This window comes from Amycolatopsis rhabdoformis (assembly GCF_035918295.1).
Lineage (GTDB): Bacteria > Actinomycetota > Actinomycetes > Mycobacteriales > Pseudonocardiaceae > Amycolatopsis > Amycolatopsis rhabdoformis.
In genome coordinates, this window is the sequence record NZ_CP142149.1 from 7,833,167 (window position 1) to 7,858,920 (window position 25,754).

The 25,754-nt window shown below is 67.7% G+C and carries 23 protein-coding genes; 15 read left to right on the top strand and 8 right to left on the bottom strand.

Going from position 1 to position 25,754, the window contains the following annotated elements; translation table 11 throughout:
* The first annotated feature begins 634 nt into the window (after window positions 1-634).
* The 4 genes from mug (at window position 635) to VSH64_RS36130 (ending at window position 4,772) form a co-directional block, all read left to right on the top strand.
* Entirely contained in the window at window positions 635-1,213 is a 579-nt protein-coding gene (gene mug / locus VSH64_RS36115) for a G/U mismatch-specific DNA glycosylase (RefSeq protein WP_326567231.1), read from the top strand.
* A gap of 266 nt (window positions 1,214-1,479) precedes the next feature.
* The gene (locus VSH64_RS36120) at window positions 1,480-2,280 is read left to right on the top strand and encodes a response regulator transcription factor (RefSeq protein WP_326567232.1); all 801 of its coding nucleotides are present in this window, start codon (window positions 1,480-1,482) and stop codon (window positions 2,278-2,280) included.
* A 159-nt stretch (window positions 2,281-2,439) separates the two neighbouring features.
* Window positions 2,440-4,284 (top strand): acyl-CoA dehydrogenase, encoded by a 1,845-nt coding sequence (locus VSH64_RS36125; RefSeq protein ID WP_326567233.1) that lies wholly within the window; start codon window positions 2,440-2,442, stop codon window positions 4,282-4,284.
* Between the two features lie 212 nt (window positions 4,285-4,496).
* Window positions 4,497-4,772, top strand: coding sequence for a GlsB/YeaQ/YmgE family stress response membrane protein (locus VSH64_RS36130; protein WP_326567234.1), 276 nt, complete (start codon window positions 4,497-4,499; stop codon window positions 4,770-4,772).
* 60 nt (window positions 4,773-4,832) lie between these two features.
* Here VSH64_RS36130 and VSH64_RS36135 read toward each other — a convergent pair whose 3' ends face one another.
* Genes VSH64_RS36135 through VSH64_RS36145 form a run of 3 tightly spaced genes read right to left on the bottom strand, consistent with a single transcriptional unit; the run spans window position 4,833 to window position 8,865 of the window.
* Window positions 4,833-6,656, bottom strand: coding sequence for a VanW family protein (locus VSH64_RS36135; RefSeq protein ID WP_326567235.1), 1,824 nt, complete (start codon window positions 6,654-6,656; stop codon window positions 4,833-4,835).
* Between the two features lie 24 nt (window positions 6,657-6,680).
* Window positions 6,681-6,974, bottom strand: a complete 294-nt coding sequence (locus VSH64_RS36140) for a GroES family chaperonin (protein ID WP_326838123.1) — start codon at window positions 6,972-6,974, stop codon at window positions 6,681-6,683.
* A gap of 40 nt (window positions 6,975-7,014) precedes the next feature.
* Entirely contained in the window at window positions 7,015-8,865 is a 1,851-nt protein-coding gene (locus tag VSH64_RS36145; RefSeq protein ID WP_326567236.1) for an NHL domain-containing thioredoxin family protein, read from the bottom strand.
* Window positions 8,866-9,017: 152 nt separating this feature from the next.
* Here VSH64_RS36145 and VSH64_RS36150 point away from each other — a divergent pair, with 152 nt between their 5' ends.
* A complete protein-coding gene (locus VSH64_RS36150; RefSeq protein ID WP_326567237.1) occupies window positions 9,018-9,584 on the top strand; it encodes an SMI1/KNR4 family protein in 567 nt (188 codons plus the stop codon).
* 211 nt (window positions 9,585-9,795) lie between these two features.
* On the opposite strand, the gene VSH64_RS36155 is transcribed toward VSH64_RS36150, so the two are convergent.
* Window positions 9,796-12,096: an oxidoreductase gene (locus VSH64_RS36155; RefSeq protein ID WP_326567238.1), complete on the bottom strand. Its 2,301-nt coding sequence runs from the start codon at window positions 12,094-12,096 to the stop codon at window positions 9,796-9,798.
* A gap of 281 nt (window positions 12,097-12,377) precedes the next feature.
* Between VSH64_RS36155 and VSH64_RS36160 the strand changes: the two genes are divergently transcribed.
* From VSH64_RS36160 to VSH64_RS36195, 8 genes are all read left to right on the top strand, one after another.
* Entirely contained in the window at window positions 12,378-12,884 is a 507-nt protein-coding gene (locus VSH64_RS36160) for a PE domain-containing protein (protein ID WP_326567239.1), read from the top strand.
* Entirely contained in the window at window positions 12,884-13,501 is a 618-nt protein-coding gene (locus VSH64_RS36165; RefSeq protein ID WP_326567240.1) for a DUF3558 family protein, read from the top strand. Before VSH64_RS36160 ends, VSH64_RS36165 begins: the two co-directional genes overlap by 1 nt.
* On the top strand, window positions 13,502-14,743 hold the full coding sequence (locus VSH64_RS36170; RefSeq protein ID WP_326567241.1) for a hypothetical protein: 1,242 nt from the start codon (window positions 13,502-13,504) through the stop codon (window positions 14,741-14,743).
* 334 nt (window positions 14,744-15,077) lie between these two features.
* The gene (locus VSH64_RS36175; RefSeq protein WP_326567242.1) at window positions 15,078-15,677 is read left to right on the top strand and encodes a DUF3558 domain-containing protein; all 600 of its coding nucleotides are present in this window, start codon (window positions 15,078-15,080) and stop codon (window positions 15,675-15,677) included.
* 26 nt (window positions 15,678-15,703) lie between these two features.
* Entirely contained in the window at window positions 15,704-16,342 is a 639-nt protein-coding gene (locus VSH64_RS36180; protein ID WP_326838124.1) for a DUF3558 domain-containing protein, read from the top strand.
* A gap of 172 nt (window positions 16,343-16,514) precedes the next feature.
* A complete protein-coding gene (locus VSH64_RS36185; protein ID WP_326567243.1) occupies window positions 16,515-17,261 on the top strand; it encodes an ESX secretion-associated protein EspG in 747 nt (248 codons plus the stop codon).
* A gap of 51 nt (window positions 17,262-17,312) precedes the next feature.
* Window positions 17,313-17,897 carry a DUF3558 domain-containing protein gene (locus tag VSH64_RS36190; protein WP_326567244.1) on the top strand — a complete coding sequence of 195 codons (585 nt, stop codon included), beginning with the start codon at window positions 17,313-17,315 and terminating at the stop codon, window positions 17,895-17,897.
* 88 nt (window positions 17,898-17,985) lie between these two features.
* Window positions 17,986-18,555, top strand: coding sequence for a DUF3558 domain-containing protein (locus VSH64_RS36195; RefSeq protein ID WP_326567245.1), 570 nt, complete (start codon window positions 17,986-17,988; stop codon window positions 18,553-18,555).
* Window positions 18,556-18,609: 54 nt separating this feature from the next.
* Here the strand turns inward: VSH64_RS36195 and VSH64_RS36200 are convergent, their stop codons facing one another.
* The 4 genes from VSH64_RS36200 to VSH64_RS36215 form a co-directional block, all read right to left on the bottom strand.
* Window positions 18,610-19,383: an amino acid ABC transporter ATP-binding protein gene (locus VSH64_RS36200; protein ID WP_326567246.1), complete on the bottom strand. Its 774-nt coding sequence runs from the start codon at window positions 19,381-19,383 to the stop codon at window positions 18,610-18,612.
* The gene (locus tag VSH64_RS36205; protein ID WP_326567247.1) at window positions 19,380-20,345 is read right to left on the bottom strand and encodes an amino acid ABC transporter permease; all 966 of its coding nucleotides are present in this window, start codon (window positions 20,343-20,345) and stop codon (window positions 19,380-19,382) included. Before VSH64_RS36205 ends, VSH64_RS36200 begins: the two co-directional genes overlap by 4 nt.
* 24 nt (window positions 20,346-20,369) lie before the next feature.
* Window positions 20,370-21,296: an ABC transporter substrate-binding protein gene (locus VSH64_RS36210; protein ID WP_326567248.1), complete on the bottom strand. Its 927-nt coding sequence runs from the start codon at window positions 21,294-21,296 to the stop codon at window positions 20,370-20,372.
* Window positions 21,297-21,768: 472 nt separating this feature from the next.
* The gene (locus VSH64_RS36215; RefSeq protein ID WP_326567249.1) at window positions 21,769-23,199 is read right to left on the bottom strand and encodes a M20/M25/M40 family metallo-hydrolase; all 1,431 of its coding nucleotides are present in this window, start codon (window positions 23,197-23,199) and stop codon (window positions 21,769-21,771) included.
* Between the two features lie 352 nt (window positions 23,200-23,551).
* Here VSH64_RS36215 and pdhA point away from each other — a divergent pair, with 352 nt between their 5' ends.
* Together pdhA and VSH64_RS36225 are read left to right on the top strand one after the other, a co-directional pair.
* Window positions 23,552-24,757, top strand: a complete 1,206-nt coding sequence (gene pdhA, locus VSH64_RS36220; protein WP_326567250.1) for a pyruvate dehydrogenase (acetyl-transferring) E1 component subunit alpha — start codon at window positions 23,552-23,554, stop codon at window positions 24,755-24,757.
* Window positions 24,757-25,749, top strand: a complete 993-nt coding sequence (locus VSH64_RS36225; protein WP_326567251.1) for an alpha-ketoacid dehydrogenase subunit beta — start codon at window positions 24,757-24,759, stop codon at window positions 25,747-25,749. The genes pdhA and VSH64_RS36225 overlap by 1 nt, the downstream gene beginning before the upstream one ends.
* Window positions 25,750-25,754: the final 5 nt, after the last annotated feature.

A 25,754-nucleotide genomic window follows, 5' to 3' on the forward strand; every position in this document is an offset into this window, starting at 1 on the left:
CTTGCCAAGAGACCGACCCAGCTGATCGCCGGTCGAGGCACAGACTCTCCCGGCCCGCCGGTCGCGAGATAGGCCTGCCTGCCTGCCTGCCTGCCTGCCTGCCTGCCTGCCTGCCTGCCAAGAGACAAGCTCGGCCGGCCGCGCCGGTCAAGAGAAAGACCTCTCGGCCCACCGGCCGCGAGATAAGCCGCCCTGATCTGCTGGGCTGGGCCTAGAGACTGACCCGGCCCGGCCGCCGGTCGAGAGTTATCCACAGCTGGGTCCGCTGACCCCCAGTTGTCCACAGATTTCGCGATCGCCGTTTTCAGGCCCCTGACCTCGGTAAACTGGAACAGGGCAGCCCCCCAAGAGGAGGGCGGGGGTTTGTCTCGCGCCGGGGATCTGTTCCTCGTCGGGAGCCTGTCTCTTGTTGGAGGTCTGCCTCTCGCGCCAGGCCTGTCCATCGCCGCACGTCTGTCCCTCGCTCAGGGGCCGGTCGCTCGCAGGGTCTGCCTCGCATCGGCGTTCTGTCGCGCACCGGCGGGCACCACGCCGCGCACGATCTCCGGCGAGACCACCACGAGCAGCCCCAAGGGGAACCCACCCACGCAACCGCCAGGGATCACCACGGATCACCGTGCCCGAGACTGGAGCCATGCCCACCCGACCCACCAAAGACCAGCTCGCCGCCGCGCAAGACGCGACGATTCCCGACGTGCTCAAGCCCCGTCTCGACGTGCTGTTCTGCGGCATCAACCCTGGCCTGTACTCCGGTGCCCTCGGCCTGCACTTCGCCCGCCCCGGCAACCGCTTCTGGCCCGCCCTCCACGCCGGGGGCTTCACGCCGCGGCTGTTGGACCCGAGTGAGCAGCACGACCTCCTCGACCTGGGCCTCGGCATCACCAACGTCGTCGCCAGGACCACGGCGCGGGCGGACCAGCTCACCGACGACGAACTGCGCGAAGGCGGCAAAGCCCTCACAGCCAAAGTCCTCAAAAACGAGCCCCGGTGGCTGGCCATCCTCGGGATCACCGCGTACCGCACCGCGTTCGGCGAGAAGCGCGCCCAAGTCGGCCCCCAGGAGCGCGCGATCGGTGACACCAGGGTGTGGGTCCTGCCCAACCCGAGCGGCCTCAACGCCCACTGGACGCCCGCCGGGTTGGCAACGGAGTTCGCCGCGCTGCGTGCACGCGTTGTCACGGAGCGGCCATCTTTCGGGCTACACCCTCAGTAGCAAATGGTCGATCCTTCACCGCCGTACAGGGCCAAAAAGGCGCTGATCACCGCGTTTTCTCTACGGAGAGTTTGCTGCAACCGGCCGATACGGCCATGAGGGGGAAACCGCGTCACAACCGCCTTCCGGAGGAGTCGAATCAACGACAAGGTGTCATTCCTGTCCGGTCCCAGCAGGGGGGATCGGGTGGTGCCGGGACGGCACGCCGGGGGGCGTGCGCACGCGTCCGGGCGACCCGGGAACGACCTGGAAGACGGAGGCCCGAGATGCGCGGCATCGAGCCCCACCGAGAGCCCCACCGAACGCCGGCGGTGCCCGGCCAACCGACCGCGAACCGCAGCCTCGGGGTGGCTGTGGTCGACCCGATCCCGATCTTCCGGGAGGGCCTCGCGTCGATGGTCCACCGGACGCCGGGGCTGCACTGGGCGGGTCAGGCGGCGAGCCACCACGCCGCGATGCAGCTGTGCGAACAGGTGCGGCCCGACGTCGTGATCCTCGATTCGGCGCTCGACCCCCACTGCCACCTCACGAAGCTGCTCAACTCCGGCGACCCGGCCGTGGTGCTGGTGACGCTGGTGCGCGACGTGAACCGCACCCAGCAGTACCTGGCCACGGCCATCGCGGCGGGCGCGCACGCGATCGTGCCGCGCGCGGTGGACCCGCGGCGGCTGGCGGAGGCCGTGCGGCGCGCGCACACCGATCGGCGCTACATCGATCCGGCGCTGGCCGCACTCACCGCGCGGCCCAAACGGCAGCCGTCTCCCAGAGCGGCACCGGCCGAGGAGCACCTCACGCAGCCGAAGGGCGCGATGCCGCTGTCGCGCCGCGAGTACCAGGTGCTGCAGCTCGTAGCCGAGGGCCTGGAGAACTCGGCGATCGCGAAGCTGCTGTTCCTCTCCGTGGAAACCGTGCGCACGCACGTGAAGAGCATCCTGCGCAAGCTCACCGCACGCGATCGCACACACGCCGTCACCATCGCGTTCCGCAGTGGCATCCTCGTGACCCAATCCGACGACGCGCCGGTCCCCCTGCCCGCCGACCGTGCCGTGGCGCGCGGCACCCATTGAGGTCGGCTTCCTGGTCGATGTCGGTTTTTCGGCTGAATCCGCACCCCTGGAAGAGCGGAACCGCTTGCTCCAGTTACTCGTAGGTAATATCCTGAAGTTACCGGCGAGTAAGGGAACATGTGCCCGGCCGGAAAGCCGAACACGACACGGAGTGACGACATGGGCCACTACAAGAGCAACGTCCGAGACCTGGAGTTCAACCTCTTCGAGGTACTCGGCGTGCAGGACCGCCTTGGCAAGGGCGTGCTGGCCGAGTCGGACGAAGAGACCGCGCGCGGCGTGCTCTCGGAGCTGAACAAGCTCGCCACCGGCCCGCTCGCCGAGTCCTACGCCGACGCGGACCGCAACCCGCCGGTGTACGACCCCAAGACCTTCAGCGTGAAGATCCCCGAGTCGTTCAAGAAGAGCTACAAGCAGCTCCTGGACGGCGAATGGTGGCGCCTCGGCCTCACCAACGACCTCGGCGGCTTCGGCCTGCCCCCCACGGTGCAGTGGGCCGCGTCCGAGCTGATCCTCGGCGCCAACGCGCCGCTGTTCATGTACATGGCGGGCCCGAACTTCGCCATGATCGTGAACAACAACGGCACCGAAGAGCAGCAGCGCTGGGCGCAGCTCATGATCGACCGCCAGTGGGGCGCCACGATGGTGCTGACCGAGCCCGACGCGGGTTCCGACGTCGGCGCCGGCCGCACCAAGGCCGTGAAGCAGGAAGACGGCTCCTGGCACCTCGACGGCGTGAAGCGGTTCATCACCTCCGCCGAGCACGACATGAGCGAAAACATCATGCACCTCGTGCTGGCGCGCCCCGAGGGCCCCGGCATCGAGACCAAGCCCGGTACCAAGGGCCTTTCGCTGTTCCTCGTGCCGAAATTCCACTTCGACTCCGAGACCGGTGAGCTCGGCGAGCGCAACGGTGCCTTCGTGACCAACGTCGAGCACAAGATGGGCATCAAGGCCTCCACCACCTGTGAGCTCACCTTCGGCCAGCACGGCACGCCGGCCAAGGGCTGGCTGCTCGGCGAGGTGCACAACGGCATCGCGCAGATGTTCCAGGTCATCGAGTACGCCCGGATGATGGTGGGCACCAAGGCCATCGCCACGTTGTCCACCGGCTACCTCAACGCGCGCGACTACGCCAAGGAGCGCGTGCAGGGCGCCGACCTGCCGAACATGCTCAACAAGGCCGCGCCGCGCGTCACCATCACGCATCACCCGGACGTGCGCCGGTCGCTGATGCTGCAGAAGGCGTACGCGGAGGGCCTGCGCGCCGTCTACCTGTACACGGCGTCGTTCCAGGACCAGCTGTGGACGCAGGACGGTGACGAGGCTTCGCTCAAGCTCGCGCACGGCATCAACGACCTGCTGCTGCCGGTCGTGAAGGGCGTCGGCTCCGAGCGCGCCACCGAGCAGCTCGTGCAGTCGCTGCAGACGCTCGGCGGGTCCGGCTTCCTGCAGGACTACCCGATCGAGCAGTACATCCGCGACGCGAAGATCGACTCGCTGTACGAAGGCACCACGGCCATCCAGTCGCTCGACTTCTTCTTCCGGAAGATCGTGCGCGACAAGGGCCAGTCGCTCGCTTTCCTCGCCGGCGAGATCACGAAGTTCATCGCGTCCGAGGCGGGCAATGGCCGGCTCAAGAACGAGCGCGGGCTGCTCAAGCAGGCCCTCGAAGACGCGCAGGGCATGCTCGGCTCGATGATCGGCTACCTCACCGCTTCGCAGGAAGACCCGCAGAGCATCAACAAGGTCGGCCAGCACACCGTGCGGCTGCTGATGTCGATGGGCGACCTGCTGGTGGGCTGGCAGCTGCTCAAGCAGGCTGAGGTCGCCATCGCCAAGCTCGACGCGGGCGCGTCGGCCAAGGACGTGCCGTTCTACGAGGGCAAGGTGGCCGTGGCGTCGTTCTTCGCCAAGTCCGTGCTGCCGGAGCTCTCGTCGCGCCGCGCGATCGTCGAAGCCGCCGACAACGCGCTGATGGAGCTGGACGAAGCGGCTTTCTGAGCCTCCTCGTTTCCCCTGCGAACGCCCTCGGCCCATCTCGGGCCGGGGGCGTTCGTGTTTCTTTCGGGTGACTTCACCTGCTGCGAGTGGCCGAAACCGGGCCCGCGCGGGGTGTAATCACTTCGAAGGCAGGTTTCGGTTCACCGCGCCAGGGGCATTCCGGGGCCAAGTCCGCGGTTGGCCGCGGACCCCATCAGGCATGAGGAGTGACGATGACTGTTGCAGGCATCATCAGTGCCATCGTGATCGGGTTGATCCTCGGCCTGCTGGGCCGACTGGTCGCGCCCGGCAAGCAATCGATCCCGCTCTGGCTCACCATCATCGTGGGTATCGTCGCCGCGTTCGTCGGCACGTGGATCGCCCGCGGTATCGGTTACGCGGACACCAACGGCATCGACTGGCTCGAAATCATCACGCAGGTGGTGCTGGCCGCGCTCGGTGTCACGCTGGCGGCGAACCTCTACGGCAGGCGCAGCGTGAACCGATAACTTTTCCCGATCCACGGCCCGGTCCCGTTTTTTCGGGACCGGGCCGTTTCATGTGGACGGTCAGCAGATCACGATGGGCTGCGGCGCGTAGGTGGTGTTGCGCGTTTCTTCCCGCACTTCGTTGCCGGTCGCCAGGTCGTGGAACACGCGGGTGTCGGACACGGTGAAGCCCGGCGCGCCGATGGACGAGTGGCACGCACCGTCGGGCCCAGGTCCGAACTGGACGGTGGGCGGCACCTCGTCCGACGTGCCGCCGGTGCGGCCTTCGATCGTGTAGTGCTTCGTGCCCCAGATCCGCACGGTCACCGAATCCCCGCTCACGCTGGCCTGGATCGCGAAGCCGGTGTCGTCGTTGTCGGCGATCTTCAGCTCCACCGGATTTCCGGCGTTGTCGATGGCTTTCGCGTCGCGGCCGGCGGGATAGCGGTCGAGGTAGGTGTCGTGTGCGAGGTGGCCGCCGTCGCCGAGGCCGGCGAGGTAGGCCGCGTTGTACAAAGTGGACGCGAGCTGTGAAACCCCGCCGCCCACCACGGAAGGGCCGGTGCCGTCTTCGTTCACGGGGGCACTCACGTAGCCGTCGGCCGCGGTTCGCGAGCCCGAGCGGGCGCCGAGGCTGAACGTGTCGCCGGGCTTCACGATCGCACCGGACACGCGTTGCGCGAGCACGCTGATGTTCGTGGCCGCCGGGCCGGAGAAGCCGCTCGTGGTGAATTCGCCGATCACGTCTTTGATGCCCAACGCGTTGGCCGCGTCGGTGGACAGGCTCGGCTTCGTGGCGTCGTAGGCCACCGGCAGGTCGCGCTCCGTCGGCTTGGCGAGCACGGCCGTGAGCGTCTTGAAAGTGTTGGCCCAGTTGATCTTCCGCGCGTCTTCGGACGGCTCGACCGACGGCGAGCCGGAGGTGAACACGATTTCGGCGTTGCGGCCGTCGGTCTCGGTCGAGGCGAGGTCCTTCTGCACGGCCTGCTGCAGCTTGCCCTGGTCGATACGCAGCTCGAGCGTGCCGCCGTCGCGCGGCGCGAACTGGAACGACGCCGCGATGGCCGCCGGCTTCAGCGCGACGTCCTTGCCCTGCCCGTGCAGCACCACCGGCGCGGCGACGGCCGGGGACACCACCTGCGCGAGCAGTGCGTGGACGCCGTTGCTCGTCGCTTTCGGGGGCGTGACGGCCATCCGCAGCGTGACGCCGCCCGGGTTGAGCCACGTGTCGGCCACGGTCTGCGCCGCCACGCGCACGTCGGTGAGCTCCTGGCCCTGCCGTGGCTCCACGGGGTACGGCGTCACCGTGCCGCCAGCGCCCGGCTGGAAGCCGATGCTGCCCTCCACCAGAGGATGGTTGAGCTTGCTCGCCGCGAGGCCGTTCAGCGCCTGCGCCACCTGTTCCTGGTCCGTACGCGTGACGACACCGACGTCGCGCGTGGTGAAGAACGAGAGGACCCTCGTGATCGGGCTCCACGGCTGGTGCCCGGCCTGCGCGAGCGTGGCCGGCCAGTCGAGGCCGAGGCCGGAGTCCGCGGGCACCATCGACGTCGTCACGTCGCCCGCGTGCAGCGTCACCGGCTGCGTGAGCCGCGGCTGCAGCTGCGCGCGCAGCGTGGCCTCGGCTTCGGTGTGGGAGAGGCCGCCGACGTCGACACCCGCCACGAGCACGCCGCGCGGCACGTCGCCGGCGCTGGTGATGAGGTCGATCGCGTACAGCAGCACGAACAGGCCGAGCAGCGAGCCGACAATCATGAACGTGCGCGCGACGCCCTTGCGCAGGCGCCGCTGCGGGGTCTCCGGCAGCGGCGGACCGTCGACGACGGCGAAGATCTCCGTCGCGAGGTCATCGTCTTCGCGCTCGGGCAGCAGGTCGTCGATGAAGAGGTCGTCGTCTTCGCGCACGCCTGCCCTCCCGTGGCCGGGGAGCTACAGGTAGAGCCCCGTGCCGTGTTCGGTCCGCTCGGTGGCGACGGCGTGGATGTCCCGCTCACGCAGCACGAAGTGGCCCTCACCCTGGATCTCGACCTCGAGCTGGTCCTCCGGGTTGAAGAGCACGCGATCGCCCTGCTTGACGTTGCGCACGCTGTTGCCGACGCCCAGTACATCACCCCAGGAGAGCCTGCGCGCCACCTGCGCGGTCGCGGGGATCACGATTCCGCCGCTGCTGCGGCGTTCGCCCTCCTCCGGCGACAGGCGCACGAGCACGCGGTCCTGCAGCATCTGGATCTGGAGCTTGGGCTTGTCCGGCACGCCCGCAATGCTACTGACCGGGCGCCACCGGCCTCGGTTCACCCGCCATGACCAGGCTGAGCGCGTGCTCACCACCGCGTTCGAAGCGCACCGGCACACCCCAGTCCTGCCGCGTGATGCGGCACGCGGGGTGCTCACCGCCGTCGTCACAGCTGGCCGCTTGCGCGACGACCTGCAGCACGCCTTCCGTTACGCCGTCAGCGAACCGGATGCGGCGGGTGAGGTCGGTGCCCACGCCGGCGCCGTCGACGAGCAGCTCGGGCGGCGAAGCGCTGACCTCGAGCCGGGTGGACGGGCCGTAGCGGTTGTCGAGCTTCTCACCCGGCGGCGGCGTGAAGACCACGGCGAACTCCACCTCGCCGGGCGCGAGCACCGTCGGCGGGCGGCGCACAGCGTTCTTCTCGCCCGCGACCGTGCGAGCTTCGCCGTTGCCGCCGACCGGCGCGAGACGGTTGCCGGCCGACTCCACGACCAGCAGTTCGCCGTCGTGCAGCAGCAGGCCCTGCGGCTCGGCCAGCCCGGTGGCCAGTGTGGTGACCTCGCGGGTGAACGGGTCGTAGCGGCGGATGGCGCCGTTGTAGGTGTCGGCGATCGCGATGCGGTCGCCGGGCAGCACGGCCAGGCCCAGCGGGTGCTGCAGCAGCGCTTCGTCGGCGGGGCCGTCGGCGTGGCCGAACGAGAACAGGTCGGTGCCCACGGCGGTGTGCACCGTGAACGTCTCGCCGGCAGGCTCGATCCAGCGCAGGGCCGAGGTTTCGGCGTCGGCGAGCCACAGCTTGTCGCCGTCGGGCGCGAGGCCGGAGGTCTGCGCGAAGAACGCTTCGCTCACTTCGCCGTCTTTGAGGCCTTCGACGGTGGTGCCGGCGAAGCGGCGGATGTCGCCGGAGATCGGGTCGAAGACGCTGAGCGTGTGGTTGCCCGCCATCGCGACCACGACGCCGCCGGCGGGCGCCCACCACGCGACGTCCCACGGGCTCGTGAGGTCGATGTCGAGGGCCTTGCCGGTGTCCGTGCCGTTGCGCCACTGGTTGCCGGTGCCGGCGACCGTGGTCACCTCGCCCGTGTTGAGGTCCAGGCCACGCAGCCGGTGGCCCGCGGTGTCGGCCACCACGGCGTGGTAGCCGGCGCGCTGGGCGACCTCGTTGGGCAGCAGCGCGATGCCGGCGGGCTCGGTGAAGGTGGCGAGGTCGAACGGGCCGTCCTGCGCGCCGCGCTCGCCGCTGCCGAAGCGGCGGATCACGGTCTCGCCGTCGGACGCGAACTCGACCACGGAGTGGTGGCCGGTGTCCGCGACCAGGATGCGCCCCTCGGCCGTGGCGACGGCCTTGCTCGGGAAGCGCAGCTCCGTCTTCTGCTCTTCGACCGGCACGTACGGGTTGCCGCCGCGGCGCAGCGTGCCCTTCGCGGCGTGCTTCTCCACGAGCTCCGCCACCACGCGCCGCAGCGCTTCACCGTGCCCCTCACCGGCGGCGACGTGCACGACGTAACCCTCGGGGTCCACGACCTGCAACGTCGGCCACGCGCGCACCGCGTACTGCGACCACAGCTCCATCTTCGGGTCGTTCACCACGGGGTGGTGCACCTCGTAGCGCCGCACGGCCGCCTCGATCGACGCGCGCTCACCCTCGTGCAGGAACTTCGGCGAGTGCACCCCGATCGTGACCAGGACGTCGCCGAACTCCTCCTCGAGCGGGCGCAGCTCGTCAAGCACGTGCAGGCAGTTGATGCAGCCACTGGTCCAGAAGTCCAGCAGCACGATCCGCCCGCGCAGCTCCGCGAGGGAGAGTCGCCGGCCGCCGGTGTTGAGCCAGACGTCGCCGGTCAGTTCGGGTGCGCGTACTCGCGCCTGTGCGGAACTCACGCGACGAGTGAACTACACGCGGCCGACGCGTGTTCCGTGAACCACGGTCTGAGAGAAGAACCTCACCCCGCCGAGGGAGGCTTGTTGTCCGCCCGTCAAAGCCGCGGAAAAGGACGCGCGAGGCGCTGTGGGCGGTACGTACGCTTCTGGGTATGTCACGCGTCCAGCAAGTCCTCACGGTGGAGGAGGCCCGCACCCTGCAGGAAAGCCTCGGGGAGCCCCTGCGCCCGGGCTTGTCGGCAGCCGAACTCACCGACGTCGAAGCCCAGTTCGGCTTCCGCTTCTCCCTCGACCACCGCGCGTTCCTCTCCGCCGGCGTCCCCGTGGGCGACCGCTGGCCCGACTGGCTCCACGGCAACCCGGACCACCTGCGCAAACGCCTGGACTGGCCGGTCGACGGCCTCCTCTACGAGGTCGAGCACAACGGCCTGTGGCACCCGTCTTGGGGCTCGCGGCCCCGGGTCCTGTCCAACGCGCTGGCCTGCGCCCGCCGATGTCTCGCGTCGGTGCCGCAGCTGGTGCCGGTCTGTGGACACCGGTATCTCCCGGGTATTGCCGGTGCGGCGGGTTACCCGGTGCTGTCGGTGTATCGCGCGGAGGTGACCGTGTGTGGCTGGGACCTGCGGGATTATGTGCGGCACGAGTTCGGTGATCAGCCGCTGCTGGAGCCGGCGGAGGGTGGGCTTTCGGTGGATTTCTGGTCGGCGTTGGTGGAGTGACCTTCTTGCCCTGGCCTGCCGGGATGGGGAGTTGTCCACAGGGATGGTGGAGTTGTGGACAACTATGGCTGTGGTCGTCGGTTTTCGGAGGTCTGTCGGTGGTCGCCGGTAAAATGGATCTTGGGGGAGCGCGGGCGTTTTCCTGGGCCGAGGGCGTTCCGGGCAGCGGGGAACGTCCCGTGCGACCGGCGATTCAGCACAAACCCCGGCCTCAACTGTCCCGTCGAACCATCCGCCCGAACCCCGCCGCCACCGTCGTCGCCAGCAGCCAGCCGGACACCGTGAAGCCGGCGGCCACCCAGTTGTCCGCACCATGCATGTACCACCGCGACTTGTTCCCGAAGTCGACGATCGGCACGAGCAGGTCGGCCGTGTAGATCACCGGGTTCCACTGCAGGCCCGTGTCCTGCTGGTTGACCAGGCAGCGCGGCCCGCTCACGGCGTAGCGGCCGGGGTTCTGTACGCAGTCGTCGCTGCCGAGGCCGAACCACAGGCTGCCGAGCACGAGCAGCGTGAGCAGCCAGCCGAGCGCGCGCACCGGGCGGTAGCCGTAGCCGACCATCGAGCGTTGCAGGAAGCTCCACAGCCGCACGCCGGGGCCGAAGATCTTGAAGCCCATGGCCAGCGCGTCGTAGCGGAACTGCTGCTTGCGCAGGCCGACCGTCGAGGCGTGTTCTTCGTTGCCGGCCGCGCGCAGGGTGGCGGCGAGCTGGTCGTACGGGCCGGGCCGGTAGCCGCGCATGGCCTTGCTCAGCAGGGCGATGCGGTGGTCGAGCGCGCGGTCGTCGTCGAGGGGGATGCCGCGTTTCAGTGCGTCGTAACGGAAGTCGTCGAGCTCGATGCCGTCCTCGGCGGCCCAGAACTCCTCCGTGTCGCCGAGCGTGCCGCAGTGCGCGCGACGCAGCACCACGCGGCCGGCGGGCGGGGCGTGGAAGCCGAAGAGGAACTCGTCGGCTGTCACGTCGCTCGCGTCGAGCGCAATGCCGTGCGAAGGAAGGGATCCGAGCTGCGCGCCGCCGAGCTCGAGGCGTCGCGCGATCTGCGCGCCGTCGAGGTTCACCCCGCCTTCGGCGACGAACGGGCGGTCCTTGTTCTCCGTCAGCACCAGGTCACGGCCGATGCGCGCGGTGCGCACGTCCAGCGAAAAGCTCGACGACGTGCGTTCCCCCGGCTCGGTGAGCTTGCTGCCGTAGAGGTTCACGCTGCCGCCGACCTCGACGCCCTGCAGGCGCACCGTGCCCTGCAGCGTCGCGTCGGTGAGCTGGAAGTTGCCGGCGATTTTGGCGCGTCGCGCGGAGAAGACGTCGCGTCCGGGGTGCAGGAACATCGAGTTCCAGGCGAGGAAGTTGCCGCCGATCTGCACGTCCGCCATGCGCAGCTGCCCCACGGGCACCCTGAGGTTGGTGGCCTCGACGTCACCACCGATGGTCGACCCGTCGAGGTGCAGCGCGCGGTCGTAGTACGGCGTCGCACGGCCGCGCGCCATCTTGATCTCCGCGCCGGCGAGCCGCAACGAACCGCCGATGCGCGCGTTGACCATGCGCAACGTGCCGAACGCCTGCAGCCCGTCGGACAGCTCCAGGTTCCCGTCCACCTTCAGCCGGTCCGCGACGAGCGCGGGCCGCGGGTCGAGGTACGGGTCGTTGGACTTCCACGCGGCCACGGCCACGGGCCCGCGCTGGTCCACGTTCAGCCGCGCTTCCCGCAACACGATGTCACTGTCCACAGTGGCGCTGGGGAAGTACATGATCCCGTTGGCGGAGAACCGTTTCCGCTCGGCCGCCGGACCGTAGTTGTCCACTTCGCACAGCAGGCTGCCACCGATGTGGATGCCGTTGCCGTTGAACGCGAAGCCGTCGGGATTGTCGAACGTAGCGCCGGAGAAGTTCACGTTGCCGCCCGTGCGCATGCCCGGCACGCGCACCTCGCCGCGCGCCTCGAGCCGGTACGCGAGCAGCGCGCCGTGAATCTCCAGCCGGTCGGCCTGGATCGCCTTGCCGTGGGGGTGCTTGATCGTGGTGCGCGTGAGCACCACGGAGCCCTCGATCACGGCGTCGGTGAGGTTCACGGCGGCGTTGGGCATGCCGCGCTCGCGGTCGTCGCCGCGCATGATCGTGGTCTCGGGGATCTCACTGTCGTCCGGCCCGACCTCCACCACGCTCCGGATCAACCGCACATCGTTGCGGCTGCGCAGGTTGCGCGCCTTCAGCCCGGGCAACCAGCACTTCCGAAAGACGAGCCCCAGCACGTTCGCCTCCCGCACATCCGGCGGTAACTCGAAGCGGCAACGCTCGAAGCGGAACAGGTACCCGAGCTCGGCCGCGCGGAGGTCCAGCGTGCCGGTGATGTAGGCGTCCTCGACCTGCACGATCGGGGCGTTCGTCGCCTGCCTGCGCCACCTGAGAATGCCCCCAGTGCCGGGCTTCAGCAGGTCCGCGGCCTTCACCTCGTACCTTTTGTCGGGCACCCCGGCAAACGGATCCAACGGCGGCAACGTCGTGTCGGTCGGCACGTGCCCCCTCACTTCGCCTACTGCCGCTGGTGCTGCCCTTAGCGAATCGGAAGGGAGGGGGAATGGCAATCGTCCTAATGGAGTAGCGGTCAGTTGTTGACAGGTTGCCAGTTGGGGCTGGTTTTTCAACGTTTGACGAGCTGATTGACGACGGTGGGTGATCTTGTGGGAACCGATCCTGTGGGCGAGTCGTCCCTGTTAAGGTCACTTGCTGGAGCTGAAGCTGAACACAGGGTAGGCCGCGCCCCCAGACCGGAGCGGCCCGTGCGGGGAGGCACGACATGCCAGACGGAAACCAGGGTGGATTGCAGGGCGTCCAGAACGAGACCTTGGCGCCGGGGCATCCTGCGCCGGCCAACTCCGGGCTGCTTCCGGGCTCGAACGGTGCGACACCACCGCCAGGCCCGCCGATCGACTACAAGACTCTCGGCGCCGGCCAGGCCAAGGCCGACTTCGCCGCGGCGTCGTCCGGTAACAGCTGGGAGTTCGATCCCGAGGCGATCGGCAAGGTCATCACCGAGCTTGAAGACAGCTTGGACCACGAGTACTTCTCGGCTCAGGATCACGCCGGGTGGCTCACTCAGATCATCGCCCCTGGCAGCGACCTGGCGAGCGAGCAGTACACCACCTCAGCTGTCGTCTCCGGCGGCTCGTACCAAAGCTTCCTCCAGGGAGCCGTCGACTACACGCAGGCATACGTCGAAACGCTCAAGAGCATCCGCACCGCGTACCAGAACCAGGACCACGCAGCCTTGGACGCGCTTCGCAACATCGGAAAGGCCCAGTAATGCGCGCTCGCCGCTCCTCTGCCCTCACCATCGCATGTCTCGCGGCGGCCGCATTGACAGGCTGTTCCGGAGGAACTACCACGGGGACCCCGACGACGCCGTCGAGCGCGCCGTCGTCGGCGGGCGGAGGTCTTCCGACCGATGGCGCACCCACCGTGCAGAACCCGATTCAGAACACGAGCGCTGCTGAAACCAACCCGTGCAGCTCGGCTTCCAACAGCGAGGTCGCGTCGTTGAACGTCACGGTGTCGAACACCCGCACCGAAGACATGAGCCCCGGGCAATCCTGCGTATGGGTCCTGAACGACTCCGCCGGAGTGATCAGCGGGGGTCTCAACGTCGGCAACAAACTCGGCCTGAGCAGCCTCTACCGCCAACACAGCCAAGGCCAACTGGCAGTGTTCACGCCGCTGCAGCCGGTCGACGGCTATCCCGCTGTGGCTTACAACCGGATCACCGCATCGCAGGGGACCTGCCAACTGGCCGTCGGAGTTCGCGACGACCTGACCTACACAGTCATCGCACAACTGCGCTCCGGAAACCCGTACCTGAACAACCCCTGTGACCTGTCGTCGAAACTCGCGGGCATCGCGATCTCGCATCTCAAGGGGGCGTAGATGACTTACAGCGGTTTCGACATCTTTCAAAAGACTCGCGGCCCCGGTACCTCCAGCCTGGTTCGCGCACAGAGTTCATCGGGATCGCTGAAACAGATCCACGAGAATCTCGTCCAGAACATCGGAGACAGTCAGAAATCGCTCGCAGATTTCTGGAAAGGGCAATCCGCGGCTACGGGATCCGCTGGATTGACGCCGCTTATCCAGGCTTCCCAACTCGTCGCCGAGAACCTCGACCGAGCACAACGGTCGATGCAGGAACAGGCCGACAACTTTCAACACGTCCAAGACAACGCCAAGGACGTGGCCAAAGACCGAGCCAACGACAACACCCCCGAAGACTGGTTCTCGATCGGCGCGAGCGACGACGAAAAGGCGGCAGCGAAGTTCGACGCTGACACCAAGTTCAACGTCGAGCTGTACGAGCCGTACTACCAGACCACTCAGCCTCGCAAGTCGACGTTGGCCGCTGACTATCCCGCGGCCCACGACCCCAACGTGTCGGCCGGCGGCGTCACGCCCAACCCCGTGGATGTGAGCGCGTCGGGCGGACACCAGAGTTCCGCCGGCCATTCCGCCGGCTCCTCGGGCGGGTACACCGGCGGACCGAGTACCTACACCCCTCCCCCAGGAGCCGCTGGTTACCAAGCGCCTCCGCCGCCAGGACATTCGCCTTCTGGAGTGACGCCGCCGTCGGTGGTGCCCACGACGAATGACCACACAAGCGCCGCGTTCGCGGGGCCCACGCAGACGCCCGGCGGACCTGGGTCGCCGTCGTGGCAAGGGCCCGGTGGCGCTGGGATCAACGGACCCGGCGGCAGCAACAGCGGGTTCGGTCCCGGCTTCGGGCCGGTCGGCGGCTTCGGCGGCGGCAGCTTCGGGTCCGGCGGCGGCCGTGGTGGTTTCGGACCCGGTGGCAGCGGCAGCGGATTCGGACCTGGTGGCGGCGGTGCCTCGAGCGGCGGCGCGGCCGGTGTCGGCCGTGGCGTTGGCGCCGGTGCGGGAACTGGCGCCGGCGCGATGGGCGAAGGCGCAGGTGCCGCACGGCCCGGTGGCATGGGTGCGGCGGGGGCCAAGGGCCAAGCCGGCATGGGTGGCATGGGCGGCGGCGGAAACAAGGGCGGCAAGGGGCCCGAGGACGAGGAGCACCAGCGCAAGATCCTCCTGACCGAAGAGGACCCGGACTCCATCTTCGGCGGCTACGACGGCAACCGGCCGACGCCGCCGGTGATCGGGGCGTAGTCCGAGGAGAGCTGGGCCTGCGGTTGTGGGCTCAGCCCTGTTCGGGCTGGATGACGTCGTCGCTGCTGCGTGTTCGGCGTGCCCGCAGTCTTCGAAGCCCATCGGGTGATCTTGCTGCGAGCGCACGTCGCAGGGGCACGCCTGGTGGGCACAGAGCAGGGCAAACTTTGGGGCGCGCGCATTTCAGCCGCTCGACAGGCGACGGACAGTGGACGAAATCCCCTTCTGCAACAGGTGCTGTCGCGGCTGTTGCGACGTCCAGATGCGGCAAGTGTGAGCCGCGGGACGCAGAGAACAACGCAACTCTCGAAAACTTCAACGAGGAACCGACCTGATGTCCACCCGCAAGCTGTTGGCCACCGTCATCGCCGGTCTTTCGGCCGCCGCCGTTTCCGGCTGCTCGTCGGACGTGCCCGGCATCCCCATCGCTTCGCCGGCGTCATCAGCAGGTTTGCCGCAGCACGGAGCACCCGCCGTCAGCAACCCCTTGACGACCGCGTCGGTCGTGGCCGACCCGTGTTCCGCGGTGACAACTGACCAGGTTACGAAGCTTGGTGGGCCCGTGCGCAGCCACCGAGTCAACACGTTCACCGCGGCGACGACTTGCACTTGGGTGTTCGACGACAACGCAGGCACCGTCGCAGCAGGTATGGACACACTCGACAAGGACGGCCTCAGTCACCTCTACGCATTGAAGGCGCAGAACAGCGGGGTAACCACGTTCGAACCGCAGAACCCGATACTCGGCTATCCGGCGGTCGTCTTTGCGAATGGCGGTGAGGGTCCCGGGAGTTGTCAACTCGCGGTCGGCCTGAACAACAACGATATTTATATGGTCTTTTCGGACATATTGTACAACCCCAAGACGTCGGACTCTTGCGGGCTCGCCACCGAGATCGCAAAAGCCGCGATCCAGCACTTGAAAGCTGCCTAGCAATGCCATCACTCGCCGGCGTGACGATGCCAGCTACCGAGATTCACACCCGGAAAGACCCATGGATACGCGTACGCAGTTCGGCGTTCGTCGTGATAGTGGCCGCGACTTTCGCCTCATGCGTGGCTTGTACCGGATCAACCGCCGGCTCGCCCTCGCCGGCGCCGTCAGCCTCGTCAGCGCCATCGCAGTACCTCGCACCCAAGGTGACGCAGCCGATTACCGACACCTCGACAGTAGAAGCCGACCCGTGTTCCGCGGTTGCGGTCACCGTTGTCGAACGTGCGGGCGGAACGGTCAAGACGACCGCTGTCGACGACTCTGACCTCGGCAAAGACTGCGCCTGGACGTTCGATGGGACGGGAAACGTCAGCGGAGGCGTGGTCCGCGGGAACTCAGACGGCCTCAACGGGCTGTACATCCAGCACGCACGCGGAGCGCTCACCACGTTCCAGCCTCAGCCGCCGATCCAAGGCTACCCGGCAGTGGTCTACGACAACGGTGGCGAAGGCAGCGGAGCCTGCAACCTCGCCGTCGGCATCCGGGACGACCTCACCTACACAGTGATCACTCAGCTCCGGTCGGGCAACCCGGCACTGGAGAATCCGTGCTCGATGGCCACCACAATCGCGAATGCGGCAATCTCGCATCTGAAGGAGAGCTGATCACGGCCTTGCGTCGGCGAATCACCTTTGGCGTCGTTCGAATGATCCGACGTAACCTTCGGGTGATCTTGTGCCAATCGCGCACCAGACGACGACTCGCCTGGTAAGCACTGATTGAAGCCGAGTTCGCCCAAATCGTTACCCGACACCTGCAGGAGAGGTAGGAAGAACAGTGCTGCGCAAGCCGGTGGAGCTGAGCCTGCAGACGTATGAGGTGTTGCTTGAGCGGCTCAACCTCGGTGACATCCACCCGACGCTCGTGCGGGGCGCGCTGTGGTACTCACCGGACGAGCGGAAGCAGCTCGCGGCCGACACGGACGCCGAGCTGAAGCGGCGGGGGTTGATTCGCAACGGGCGGCTCGACGACGACTTCGTCGAGGCGATGAACCTGCTGCAGCGCCCCGGGGTTGAGTACTACTCGTGGGTGAAGTCGGACAAAGGGGAGCGCACCGTGCGGGCCGCCGGGAGTGGGCGGGACGCGGTGACCGTGGTGACGGTCAACGAAACGCTGTACATCGCGCCATGTTCGGCGGATGCGCTGGCGCGGGAGTTCGCGTTGTTGCTGCCCGAGGCGCCGCCGGCGCGGATTGCGTCGTTGAACTGCTCCGATGAGGATTTCAACGCGATCAAGAGTGGTGTGATTCCGAGCAAGACGAGTCCCAGTATCCGAGACGCCAAGCAGGTGGTGCAGTGGCTTCGGGTGCCGAAGACGTACTTCGGCCGGCTGTACGTCGCGGTCAGGGACAGCCGGGGGAAGCGCTTGCGGAATGAGAATCCGCCGGGGTGGATTGATACCGAGCAGGGGCGGATCTTGTTCGGGGTGGACAAGTCCGGGTGGATCAGCCTGGCGGGAGCGGGGCAGCAGGATCTCGTGAAGAAGGTGCAGCAGCTTGAGAACGAGCTACGCGGCGGGCGCTGAATCATGACTCACGTGCGACAGCGGCACTGCGACCTCGGCAGGGCTGACTCGATGAGGCTCCGCACCATCGTCGTGCTGTTCGCCACGGCGGTGGCCACCAGCGCCTGCGCTACGAGTGAATCGGGGCACCCTCCGCCGTCAAGTAGCGCAGTGAATCCGGCCGGCGCGCCGAAGGTGACGAATCCGCTGACCAACACCTCCGGTGTCGAGGCGAATCCTTGCACCGCCGTTGCCGTCAGCGACGTCGAGGCGTTGGGCGGGAAGGTGTCCCGGACAACGGTCGACGATACGACGGCAGGTCTTGCCTGCGGTTGGATCTTCGCCGATGGCAGTGGAAGCATCAACGCAGGCTTCGCAACCGGGGCAAAAGATGGCCTGGGAGGTCTGTACGCGCGCAATGCTTCGGGCAGCTTGAAAGCGTTCGAGGTGCAACCGCCGGTCCGAGGCTATCCGGCTGTTGTCTACGACGACGGACTCAGCGGCAGTGGCGCCTGCGCCTTGGCCATCGGGGTGCGAGACGATCTCGCCTTCATCATCGACGCACAGCTGAGGCTCGGAAACCGGGGAATGTCGGATCCGTGTGCGATGGCGACCGAACTCGGAGGTGACGTTATTGCGCACCTCAAGTCGAGCTGATCTCTATAGCCAAGCTCAGGGCTTCGGTGAAAAACACGAACAAAGTGAAAAGGTCGGCTGAGTGAAAACGCGACGAATCCTGTCGGCAATGTTCATCGTCGCGGCGGCGTCGGCCATCTCCGCATGTGCCGGGTCAACGAACGGGCGCGCGCTTCCGGTGACACCTACGACAGGCGAAGCCATGCTGGCGCCCAAGGTCGTGAAGCCTCTGACGAACACGGGACGCTACGAGAAAGACCCTTGCGCAGCAGCGACGATGAACGAAGTCGCACAGCTCGGCGGGCCGGTCAAGGGAACCAGCGTCTACGAGTCAACGCCCGGAAAAACCTGCCAATGGACCTTCGACGGCGGCACCGGAAACATCGCGGGAACGTTCGTCACCGGCAACAAGGACGGCCTCAACAGCCTGTACCTCCAGAACCGAGACGGCGTTTTGACGACCTTCAAAATAGTCTCACCCGTCGAAGGATATCCCGCTGTTGCGTACAGCCAGGGCGACGAGGGGGAAGGCAACTGCGCGATCGCGGTCGGCGTGCGTGACGACCTGACCTTCACGGTCATCACCCACCTGCGCGACGGCAACCCCGAATTGTCGAACCCCTGCAAAATGGCCACGGCGCTGGGCGCAGTGGTCGTCGATCGGCTGAAAACCGGCTGATCGGGGCCTGAACAGCAGTGTGGCCGCCTCCCTGGAGGGAAGCGGCCACACGGCTCACGCGTTCGGGTTCAGAACCCGGGCCAGGAACGACTTCGTGCGTTCATGCTGCGGGTTGCCGATCACCTGGTCGGGTGGGCCGGCTTCGACTACGACGCCGCCGTCCATGAAGAGGACCTTGTCGGCGACTTCGCGGGCGAACTGCATTTCGTGGGTGACCACGACCATGGTCATGCCGTCCTTCGCGAGTTGGCGCATGACGCCCAGGACGTCGCCGACGAGTTCCGGGTCCAGGGCGGACGTGGGTTCGTCGAAGAGCATCAGTTTGGGTTGCATGGCCAGGGCGCGGGCGATGGCGACGCGTTGCTGCTGGCCGCCGGAAAGCTGCGCCGGGTAGGACGCCGCCTTGTCGCCGAGGCCGACGCGCTCCAGGAGTTCCAGGGCGCGTGCGCGGGCCTCCGAGCGGGACTCGCGGCGGACCTGGACGGGGGCTTCCATGACGTTCTCGACGGCGGTCATGTGCGGGAAGAGGTTGAAGCGCTGGAACACCATGCCGATGTCCTTGCGCTGGAACGCGACCTCCTTCTCGCGCAGCTCGTGGAGCTTGTCGCCGCGTTGTTTGTAGCCGACGAGGATGCCGTCGACGTAGAGGCGGCCGGCGTCGATCTTCTCCAGGTGGTTGATGCAGCGGAGAAGAGTGGACTTGCCGGAGCCGGACGGGCCGATCAGGCAGAGCACCTCGCGTTCGTGCACCTCGAGATCGATGCCCTTGAGGACGTCGAGGGAACCGAAGCTCTTGCAGATCTTCTGAGCGGAAACGACCGGGCTCATCCGATACCCCCTGCGCTCTGACCGCCGCCGCCCTGGCCGAACCGGAAGCCGAGCATTCGCGAACCCCACTTGTTCCGCTCCGCAGTACCGCGATCAGTACCTCGGGCGAAATGCCGCTCGATGAAGTACTGAGCCACCGTGAGCACCGACGTCATGATCAGGTACCAGATCACCGCCACCAGCAGCAGCGGAATGGTCTTGAAGTTCTGCGCGTAAATGGTCTGCACCGCGACCATCAGCTCGAAGTACCCGATCACGACCACCAACGACGTGGTCTTGAGCATCGAGATCGTCTCATTGCCCGTCGGCGGGATGATCACGCGCATCGCCTGAGGAAGAACGATGCGGCGCAGCGTGGTCGTGCGCTTCATGCCCAACGCGGAGGCCGCTTCGAGCTGTCCGCCGTCGATCGACTGGATACCGCCACGCACGATCTCCGCCATGTACGCAGCCTCGTTGAGCCCCAGGCCGAGCAGCGACGCCGTGAACTGGTTGATCAGCGTGTTGGTGTCCCACGACACGAACTCGGGCCCGAACGGGATCCCGAGTCCGAGCCGCGGATACGCGAAGGCGAGGAAGTTCCAGAAGATCAGCTGCGTGATCAGCGGCGTGCCGCGGAACAACCAGACGTAGATGCCCGCCGCGCCCTTCATGAGCGGGTTCGGCGAAAGCCTCATCACGGCGAGCAGCACACCGCCGACAATGCCGATGACCATCGAGATCACCGTGAGGATCAACGTGTTCTGCAGGCCGCGCAGCACGCGGTCGTTGAACATGTAGTCCCACACCACCGGCCAGCCGAGGTTGTCGTTGGTGATGATGCTGCGGACGACGATGAACGCCAGGAAAAGAATGATCACCCCGGCCACCCAGCGCCCGTAGTGGCGCACTGGGACGGCCTTGATGGGTGTGGTGTCGACCGGCGCCTCCACGGTCGGAGGCACGTCGTAGTTACTGGCCACGAGAACTACGTCCTATCTACGGCTTCAGGAAGCCGGGTTGAGCTCCGACGTGGTCACCGCGCCCGCACCGGACAGACCCCACTTGTCGAGGATCTTCTTGTACGTGCCGTCGTCGATCAGCGCCTGGACCGCCTGCTGCACGGCCTTGGAGTAGTCGCCGCTGTCCTTCTTCAGGACGATGCCGTACGGCGCCGTGTCGTACGGCGCGCCGACGACGTCCAACTGGCCACCGGTCTGCTTCACGGCGTAGTCGATCACCGGGGAGTCGGCCAGCTCGCCCTGCACGCGCTTGGCCGTGAGCGCCAGGTTCACGTCGGTCTGGGCCTGCAGCTGGGTGACGTCGATCGCCGGCTTGCCGGCCTTGACGCAGGCGTCGTTGCGGGTCTGCAGGTCGTCGACCTGCGTGGTGCCCTTCTGCACGCCCATCTTCTTGCCGCACAGGTTGTCCAGGTTCAGGCCCTCGGGGTTGCCCTTGAGGACCGCGAGCGACGTGCCCGCCTTGTAGTAGCTGACCATGTCGACCGTCTGCAGCCGCTCCGGCGTGATGCTGAACGACGACATCGCGAGCTCGTACTTGCCGGCCTGGATGCCGGGGATGATGCCGTCGAACGCCGAGTTCTGGAACTCCATCTGGAGTCCGAGCTTCTGGCCGATCGCCGTACCGAGATCGACGTCGAAGCCGGCCGGCTTGCCGTTCTCGTCCAGGAACTCGTTCGGCGGATAGCTCTGGTCCTGACCGACCAGGATCTTGCCGTCGCTCGTGACCGACGCGGGAACCATCGCCGCGAGCTTGGCGTCCTTCGCGACCGCCGGGATGTCCGACGCGCCGCCGGGCGCCGCGGCGGATGAGCTGTTGCTGCTCCCCGCGTCGCCGGCCCCACTACCGCCCGCGCCGCAGGCCATGGTCAGGCCGACCAGCGCGAAAGCCGGGAGAAGGGCGAGTGCCTTCATCTGGTGTCCTCGGGCCACTTCGTCACTCCTCGTAGTTCTCAACTGTCGAGAGCACGCATATTGCCACTCGTAAGCGGGTAAGCACAGCACCTGTACGTTACGGGCCAGTTTCACCCTGCGCAGTCGTGACTGCCGGTGACAGAGAAGACGCCGAAAGTGTGTGGTTCAAACCACAACACGTCTTCATGGAGCCCGAGCGCGGGAAACAACCAACGGCCACATCAGGTGGCCACCACCTACCGCCGCGGCAACCGCGTCGACGAGAGGCAGCGAGGCGGCGAAGATGCGCTACCCCAGGTAATCGGCGCGGCTGGAAGGAGGGTGGCGCCCCGCGGCCGGCAGTGTCACGGCCCGTACGCGGGAACCGGTGACGCCGAAGCCCGCCACTGCGTCTCGCCGAGCGCGCAGCCGGTCCGCCCGGGAAGGGCCCCGACGGTCGAGCCGCCGGGGCCTGTTCACCGAACTGAAATTTTCAGCTGCGCGCGTGCGCGTCCAGGATGTGCGCGACGGCCTCGCTCACCTGCTGCGCGTAGTCCAGGTTCAGCCACTCGTCCGGCACGTGGATGTTGGAATCCGCGCCGCACGCGCCCGTGACCAGGAACTGCGCCTGCGGGTACTTCTCGCCGAGCAGGCCCATGAACGGGATCGAGCCGCCCATGCCGGCGGCGCGGTGCGGCCGGCCGAACACCTCGTCGCTGACCCGGCGCAGCGCGGCCGAGAGCCACGGCGCCTCCTCGGGCGCGTTCCAGCCGTTCTCGGCCTGCGCGTCGTCGTGGATGGTCACCGAAGCGCCGTAGGGGACGTCCGTGGTCAGCGCGCGCTTCACGGCCGCCAACGCCGGGGCCGCCTCGACCGTCGGCGGCAGCCGGAAGCTGAGGGTGAGCGTGGTGCTCTCGCGCAGCACGTTGCCGGCGTTCGCGGGCAGCGGGAAGCCCTCGGCGCCGATGATCGACAGCGTGGGCCGCCAGTAGTTGTTCAGCAGCAGCTCGAGCGCGTCTTCCGACATGGTCCGACCACCGCTGACCAGAGGGAACGCGGTCTGCAGCTTCTCCGGCGCCACCTCGGCGACGGCTTCGATCTCGGCCAGCCGGCTCGCCGGCACCTCGACGTTGAGCTCCGAAAGCTTGATCTCGCCCGTCTCACCGTTTTCGATGCGCTCGATCAGCTGCCGCAGCACGCGGAACGACGACGCGACCACACCGCTGGCCAGGCCGGAGTGCTGCGCGGTCGCGAGCAGCTTCACGGTGACGGTGAGGTGCAGCATCCCGCGCAGGCTCGTGGTGAGCCAGAGGCGCTCGTAGTCCATGCCGCCGGCGTCGAGGCAGACGACCAGGCCCACCTCGCCCAGCCGCTCGGACAGGTGCTCGACGTACGCGGGCAGGTCGGGGCTGCCCGACTCCTCACCCGTCTCGAGCAGCACCACGGTGTGCGCGTGCTCGCCGCCGGCCTCGCGCACGGCTTCCAGCGCGGACACGGCCGCGTAGCCGGAGTAGCCGTCGTCGACCGAGCCGCGGCCGTAGAGGCGGCCGTCGCGGATCACCGGCGTCCACGGGCCGAGGCCCTCGGACCAGCCGCCGACCGGGGGCTGCTTGTCGAGGTGCCCGTACATCAGCACGGTGGGCTTCTCCGTGGCGCCCGAGGTGGCGGGCACGTCCACGAACAGCAGCGGGGACCGGCCCTCGAGCTGCACGACCTCGATCGACACGCCCGGCAGGTCGCGCCCGGCGATGAACGTCTTCACGTGTTCGACGGCCGCGGCGAGGTGACCGCTCGCGGCCCAGTCCGCGTCGAACGCCGGGGACAGCGCCGGGATCGCGACGAGCCCGGACAGGCTCGGCACGACGTCGGTGATCCACGTCGACACGACAGCTTCACGTACGGATTTCTGTTCCACGCCAGCCATCCTGCCACGGTGACCGACGTCACGACCGCGTTCGAGTTCGTGAAACCCGCCACCCGCCCGCGAGGCGTGCGCGCCCGGTGACCCCTGGTGGGCGGTGGTGCGGATTCCCGATCATCGTCCGTCCCATACTCGGGATTCCGAGCGTTTTGCCTGTTCAGGACCACTGTTCTCAACAACGAATCAGCATCCGCGGCTCACCATCGCGCGAGGCTTCGTGCCAGGATGGCGGCGAGAACCGTCAACGCCGACGGCGACCAGGCGCCCCGGACCCGGGGCGCGGGTCCCCGCCGGTGCAGTCGCTGTGGCCGCCACAAGCGGCCGCCGCGGCACCGACACCGAGGAGATACTGCGCATGCCGTCCGAACAGTGGACGCACCCCGAGCCTGGCGACGGGCCGGCCGCCGTAGCGGCCAAGCCCTCACCCGAACAGGTGATCGCGGGTCTGCGAGCAACGAGTGAAGGTGGCGCTGAGCTCACTCAGCTGCTCACCCCCGAAGGTCAGCGAATCCCGTCGCCGCAGTTCGACAAGTACGTGGCGGACGTGGACGACGAGGTGCTCCGCAACCTCTACCGCGACATGGTGCTGGTGCGCCGCGCCGACCGCGAGGCCAACGCGATGCAGCGCCAGGGGCAGCTGGGCATCTGGGTACCGCTGCTGGGCCAGGAGGCCGCGCAGATCGGCTCCGGCCGCGCGCTGAAGCCCACCGACATGGCGTTCCCGAGCTACCGCGAGCACGGCGTCGCGTACGCGCGCGGCGTGGACCTGCGTGAGCTGCTCGGCATCTTCCGGTGCACGGACCACAGCGGCTGGGACTACAAGGCCCACGGCTTCCACCCCTACACCATCGTGATCGGCAACCAGGTGCTCAACGCCGCCGGTTACGCCATGGGGCAGAAGTTCGAGGGCAAGGTCGGCGACGACGACGGCGAAGCCACCATCTGCTACTTCGGCGACGGCGCCACTTCGCAGGGCGACGTGCACGAAGGCTTCGTCTGGGCCGCCGTCTACGACGCGCCGCTCGTCTTCTTCTGCCAGAACAACCAGTGGGCCATCTCCGAGCCCACCGAACGCCAGTCGCGCCTGCCGCTCTACCAGCGCGCCCGCGGCTACGGCTTCCCCGGCATCCGCGTGGACGGCAACGACGTGCTCGCCTGCCTCGCCGTCACCCGCTGGGCGCTCGAGGAGTGCCGGCACGGCAACGGCCCGGTGCTGATCGAGGCCTTCACCTACCGGATGGACGCCCACACCACCACCGACGACCCCACCCGCTACCGGCTCTCCGACGAGCTGGAGGAGTGGAAGCTCAAGGACCCGATCGAGCGCGTGCGCGCCTACCTCGCACGCGGCGGCGGCGCGGACCACGACTTCTTCGACCAGGTGCAGGCCGAAGCCGACGAGTTCGCGAAGCAGCTTCGCGACTACACGTTCAACATGCCGGAGCCGCCGCCCGAGCGGATCTTCGCCAACGTCTACGCGGAGCCCTCGCCGGCTCTCGAGGCGCAGCAGAAAGAGTTCCTGTCCTATTTGGACGGCTTCGCGACGGCGGGTGAGCACTGATGGCCGAACCGCAGAAGCTCACGATCGGCAAGGCCATCAACCTCGGCCTGCGCCGCGCGATGGAAGAGGACCCGAAGGTCCTGATCATGGGTGAGGACGTCGGCAAGCTCGGCGGCGTCTTCCGCATCACCGACGGCCTGCAGAAGGACTTCGGCGAGCAGCGCGTGCTCGACACGCCGCTGGCCGAGTCGGGCATCATCGGCACGGCCGTGGGCCTGGCCGTGCGCGGGTTCCGGCCGGTGTGCGAGATCCAGTTCGAGGGGTTCATCTTCCCCGGGTTCGACCAGATCTCGTCGCAGCTGGCGAAGCTGCACTACCGCACGCAGGGCAAGATCAAGATGCCCGTGGTGATCCGGGTGCCGTTCGGTGGTGGCATCGGTGCGGTGGAGCACCACTCGGAGTCGCCCGAGTCGCTGTTCTCGCACATCGCCGGCCTCAAGGTCGTTTCGGTGTCCAACGCGGTCGACGCGTACTGGGGCATCCAGGAGGCCATCCGCTCCGACGACCCGATCCTCTTCTTCGAGCCCAAGAAGCTCTACCACTCGGGCGCGCTGAAGATGGAGGTCGACACCGACGCGTCGCCGGGCCGAGTGTTCGGCTCGCGCGTGGTGCGCGAGGGGACCACGGCGACCGTGGTCGCCTACGGTCCGTCGGTGAAGGTGGCACTCGACGCCGCCGCGGCCGCCGAGGACGAGGGCAAGTCGCTCGAGGTCATCGACCTGCGCACGCTCTCGCCGCTCGACCTGGGCCCGGTGTTCGAGTCGGTGCGCAAGACCGGCCGGCTGATCGCCGTGAGCGAGGCGCCGTCCGAGTCGTCGCTGACCTCGGAGATCGCGGCCCGCGTGCAGCAGGAGTGCTTCTACTCGCTCGAATCCCCCGTGTTGCGCGTGGCCGGGTTCGACACGCCGTACCCGCCGGCCAAGCTCGAGGAGCACTACCTCCCCGACCTGGACCGGGTGCTGCACGCTGTCGACCGCTCCCTGAGCTGGTGAGGGGG

Bases quoted from the DNA above. Each gene is read 5' to 3' on its own strand.
- mug (WP_326567231.1), top strand. From the start codon at position 635: ATGCCCACCCGACCCACCAAAGACCAGCTCGCCGCCGCGCAAGACGCG.
- VSH64_RS36120 (WP_326567232.1), top strand. From the start codon at position 1,480: ATGCGCGGCATCGAGCCCCACCGAGAGCCCCACCGAACGCCGGCGGTG.
- VSH64_RS36125 (WP_326567233.1), top strand. From the start codon at position 2,440: ATGGGCCACTACAAGAGCAACGTCCGAGACCTGGAGTTCAACCTCTTC.
- VSH64_RS36130 (WP_326567234.1), top strand. From the start codon at position 4,497: ATGACTGTTGCAGGCATCATCAGTGCCATCGTGATCGGGTTGATCCTC.
- VSH64_RS36140 (WP_326838123.1), bottom strand. From the start codon at position 6,974: ATGCTGCAGGACCGCGTGCTCGTGCGCCTGTCGCCGGAGGAGGGCGAA.
- VSH64_RS36150 (WP_326567237.1), top strand. From the start codon at position 9,018: ATGTCACGCGTCCAGCAAGTCCTCACGGTGGAGGAGGCCCGCACCCTG.
- VSH64_RS36160 (WP_326567239.1), top strand. From the start codon at position 12,378: ATGCCAGACGGAAACCAGGGTGGATTGCAGGGCGTCCAGAACGAGACC.
- VSH64_RS36165 (WP_326567240.1), top strand. From the start codon at position 12,884: ATGCGCGCTCGCCGCTCCTCTGCCCTCACCATCGCATGTCTCGCGGCG.
- VSH64_RS36170 (WP_326567241.1), top strand. From the start codon at position 13,502: ATGACTTACAGCGGTTTCGACATCTTTCAAAAGACTCGCGGCCCCGGT.
- VSH64_RS36175 (WP_326567242.1), top strand. From the start codon at position 15,078: ATGTCCACCCGCAAGCTGTTGGCCACCGTCATCGCCGGTCTTTCGGCC.
- VSH64_RS36180 (WP_326838124.1), top strand. From the start codon at position 15,704: ATGCCAGCTACCGAGATTCACACCCGGAAAGACCCATGGATACGCGTA.
- VSH64_RS36190 (WP_326567244.1), top strand. From the start codon at position 17,313: ATGAGGCTCCGCACCATCGTCGTGCTGTTCGCCACGGCGGTGGCCACC.
- VSH64_RS36195 (WP_326567245.1), top strand. From the start codon at position 17,986: ATGTTCATCGTCGCGGCGGCGTCGGCCATCTCCGCATGTGCCGGGTCA.
- VSH64_RS36200 (WP_326567246.1), bottom strand. From the start codon at position 19,383: ATGAGCCCGGTCGTTTCCGCTCAGAAGATCTGCAAGAGCTTCGGTTCC.
- VSH64_RS36210 (WP_326567248.1), bottom strand. From the start codon at position 21,296: ATGAAGGCACTCGCCCTTCTCCCGGCTTTCGCGCTGGTCGGCCTGACC.
- VSH64_RS36215 (WP_326567249.1), bottom strand. From the start codon at position 23,199: ATGGCTGGCGTGGAACAGAAATCCGTACGTGAAGCTGTCGTGTCGACG.
- pdhA (WP_326567250.1), top strand. From the start codon at position 23,552: ATGCCGTCCGAACAGTGGACGCACCCCGAGCCTGGCGACGGGCCGGCC.
- VSH64_RS36225 (WP_326567251.1), top strand. From the start codon at position 24,757: ATGGCCGAACCGCAGAAGCTCACGATCGGCAAGGCCATCAACCTCGGC.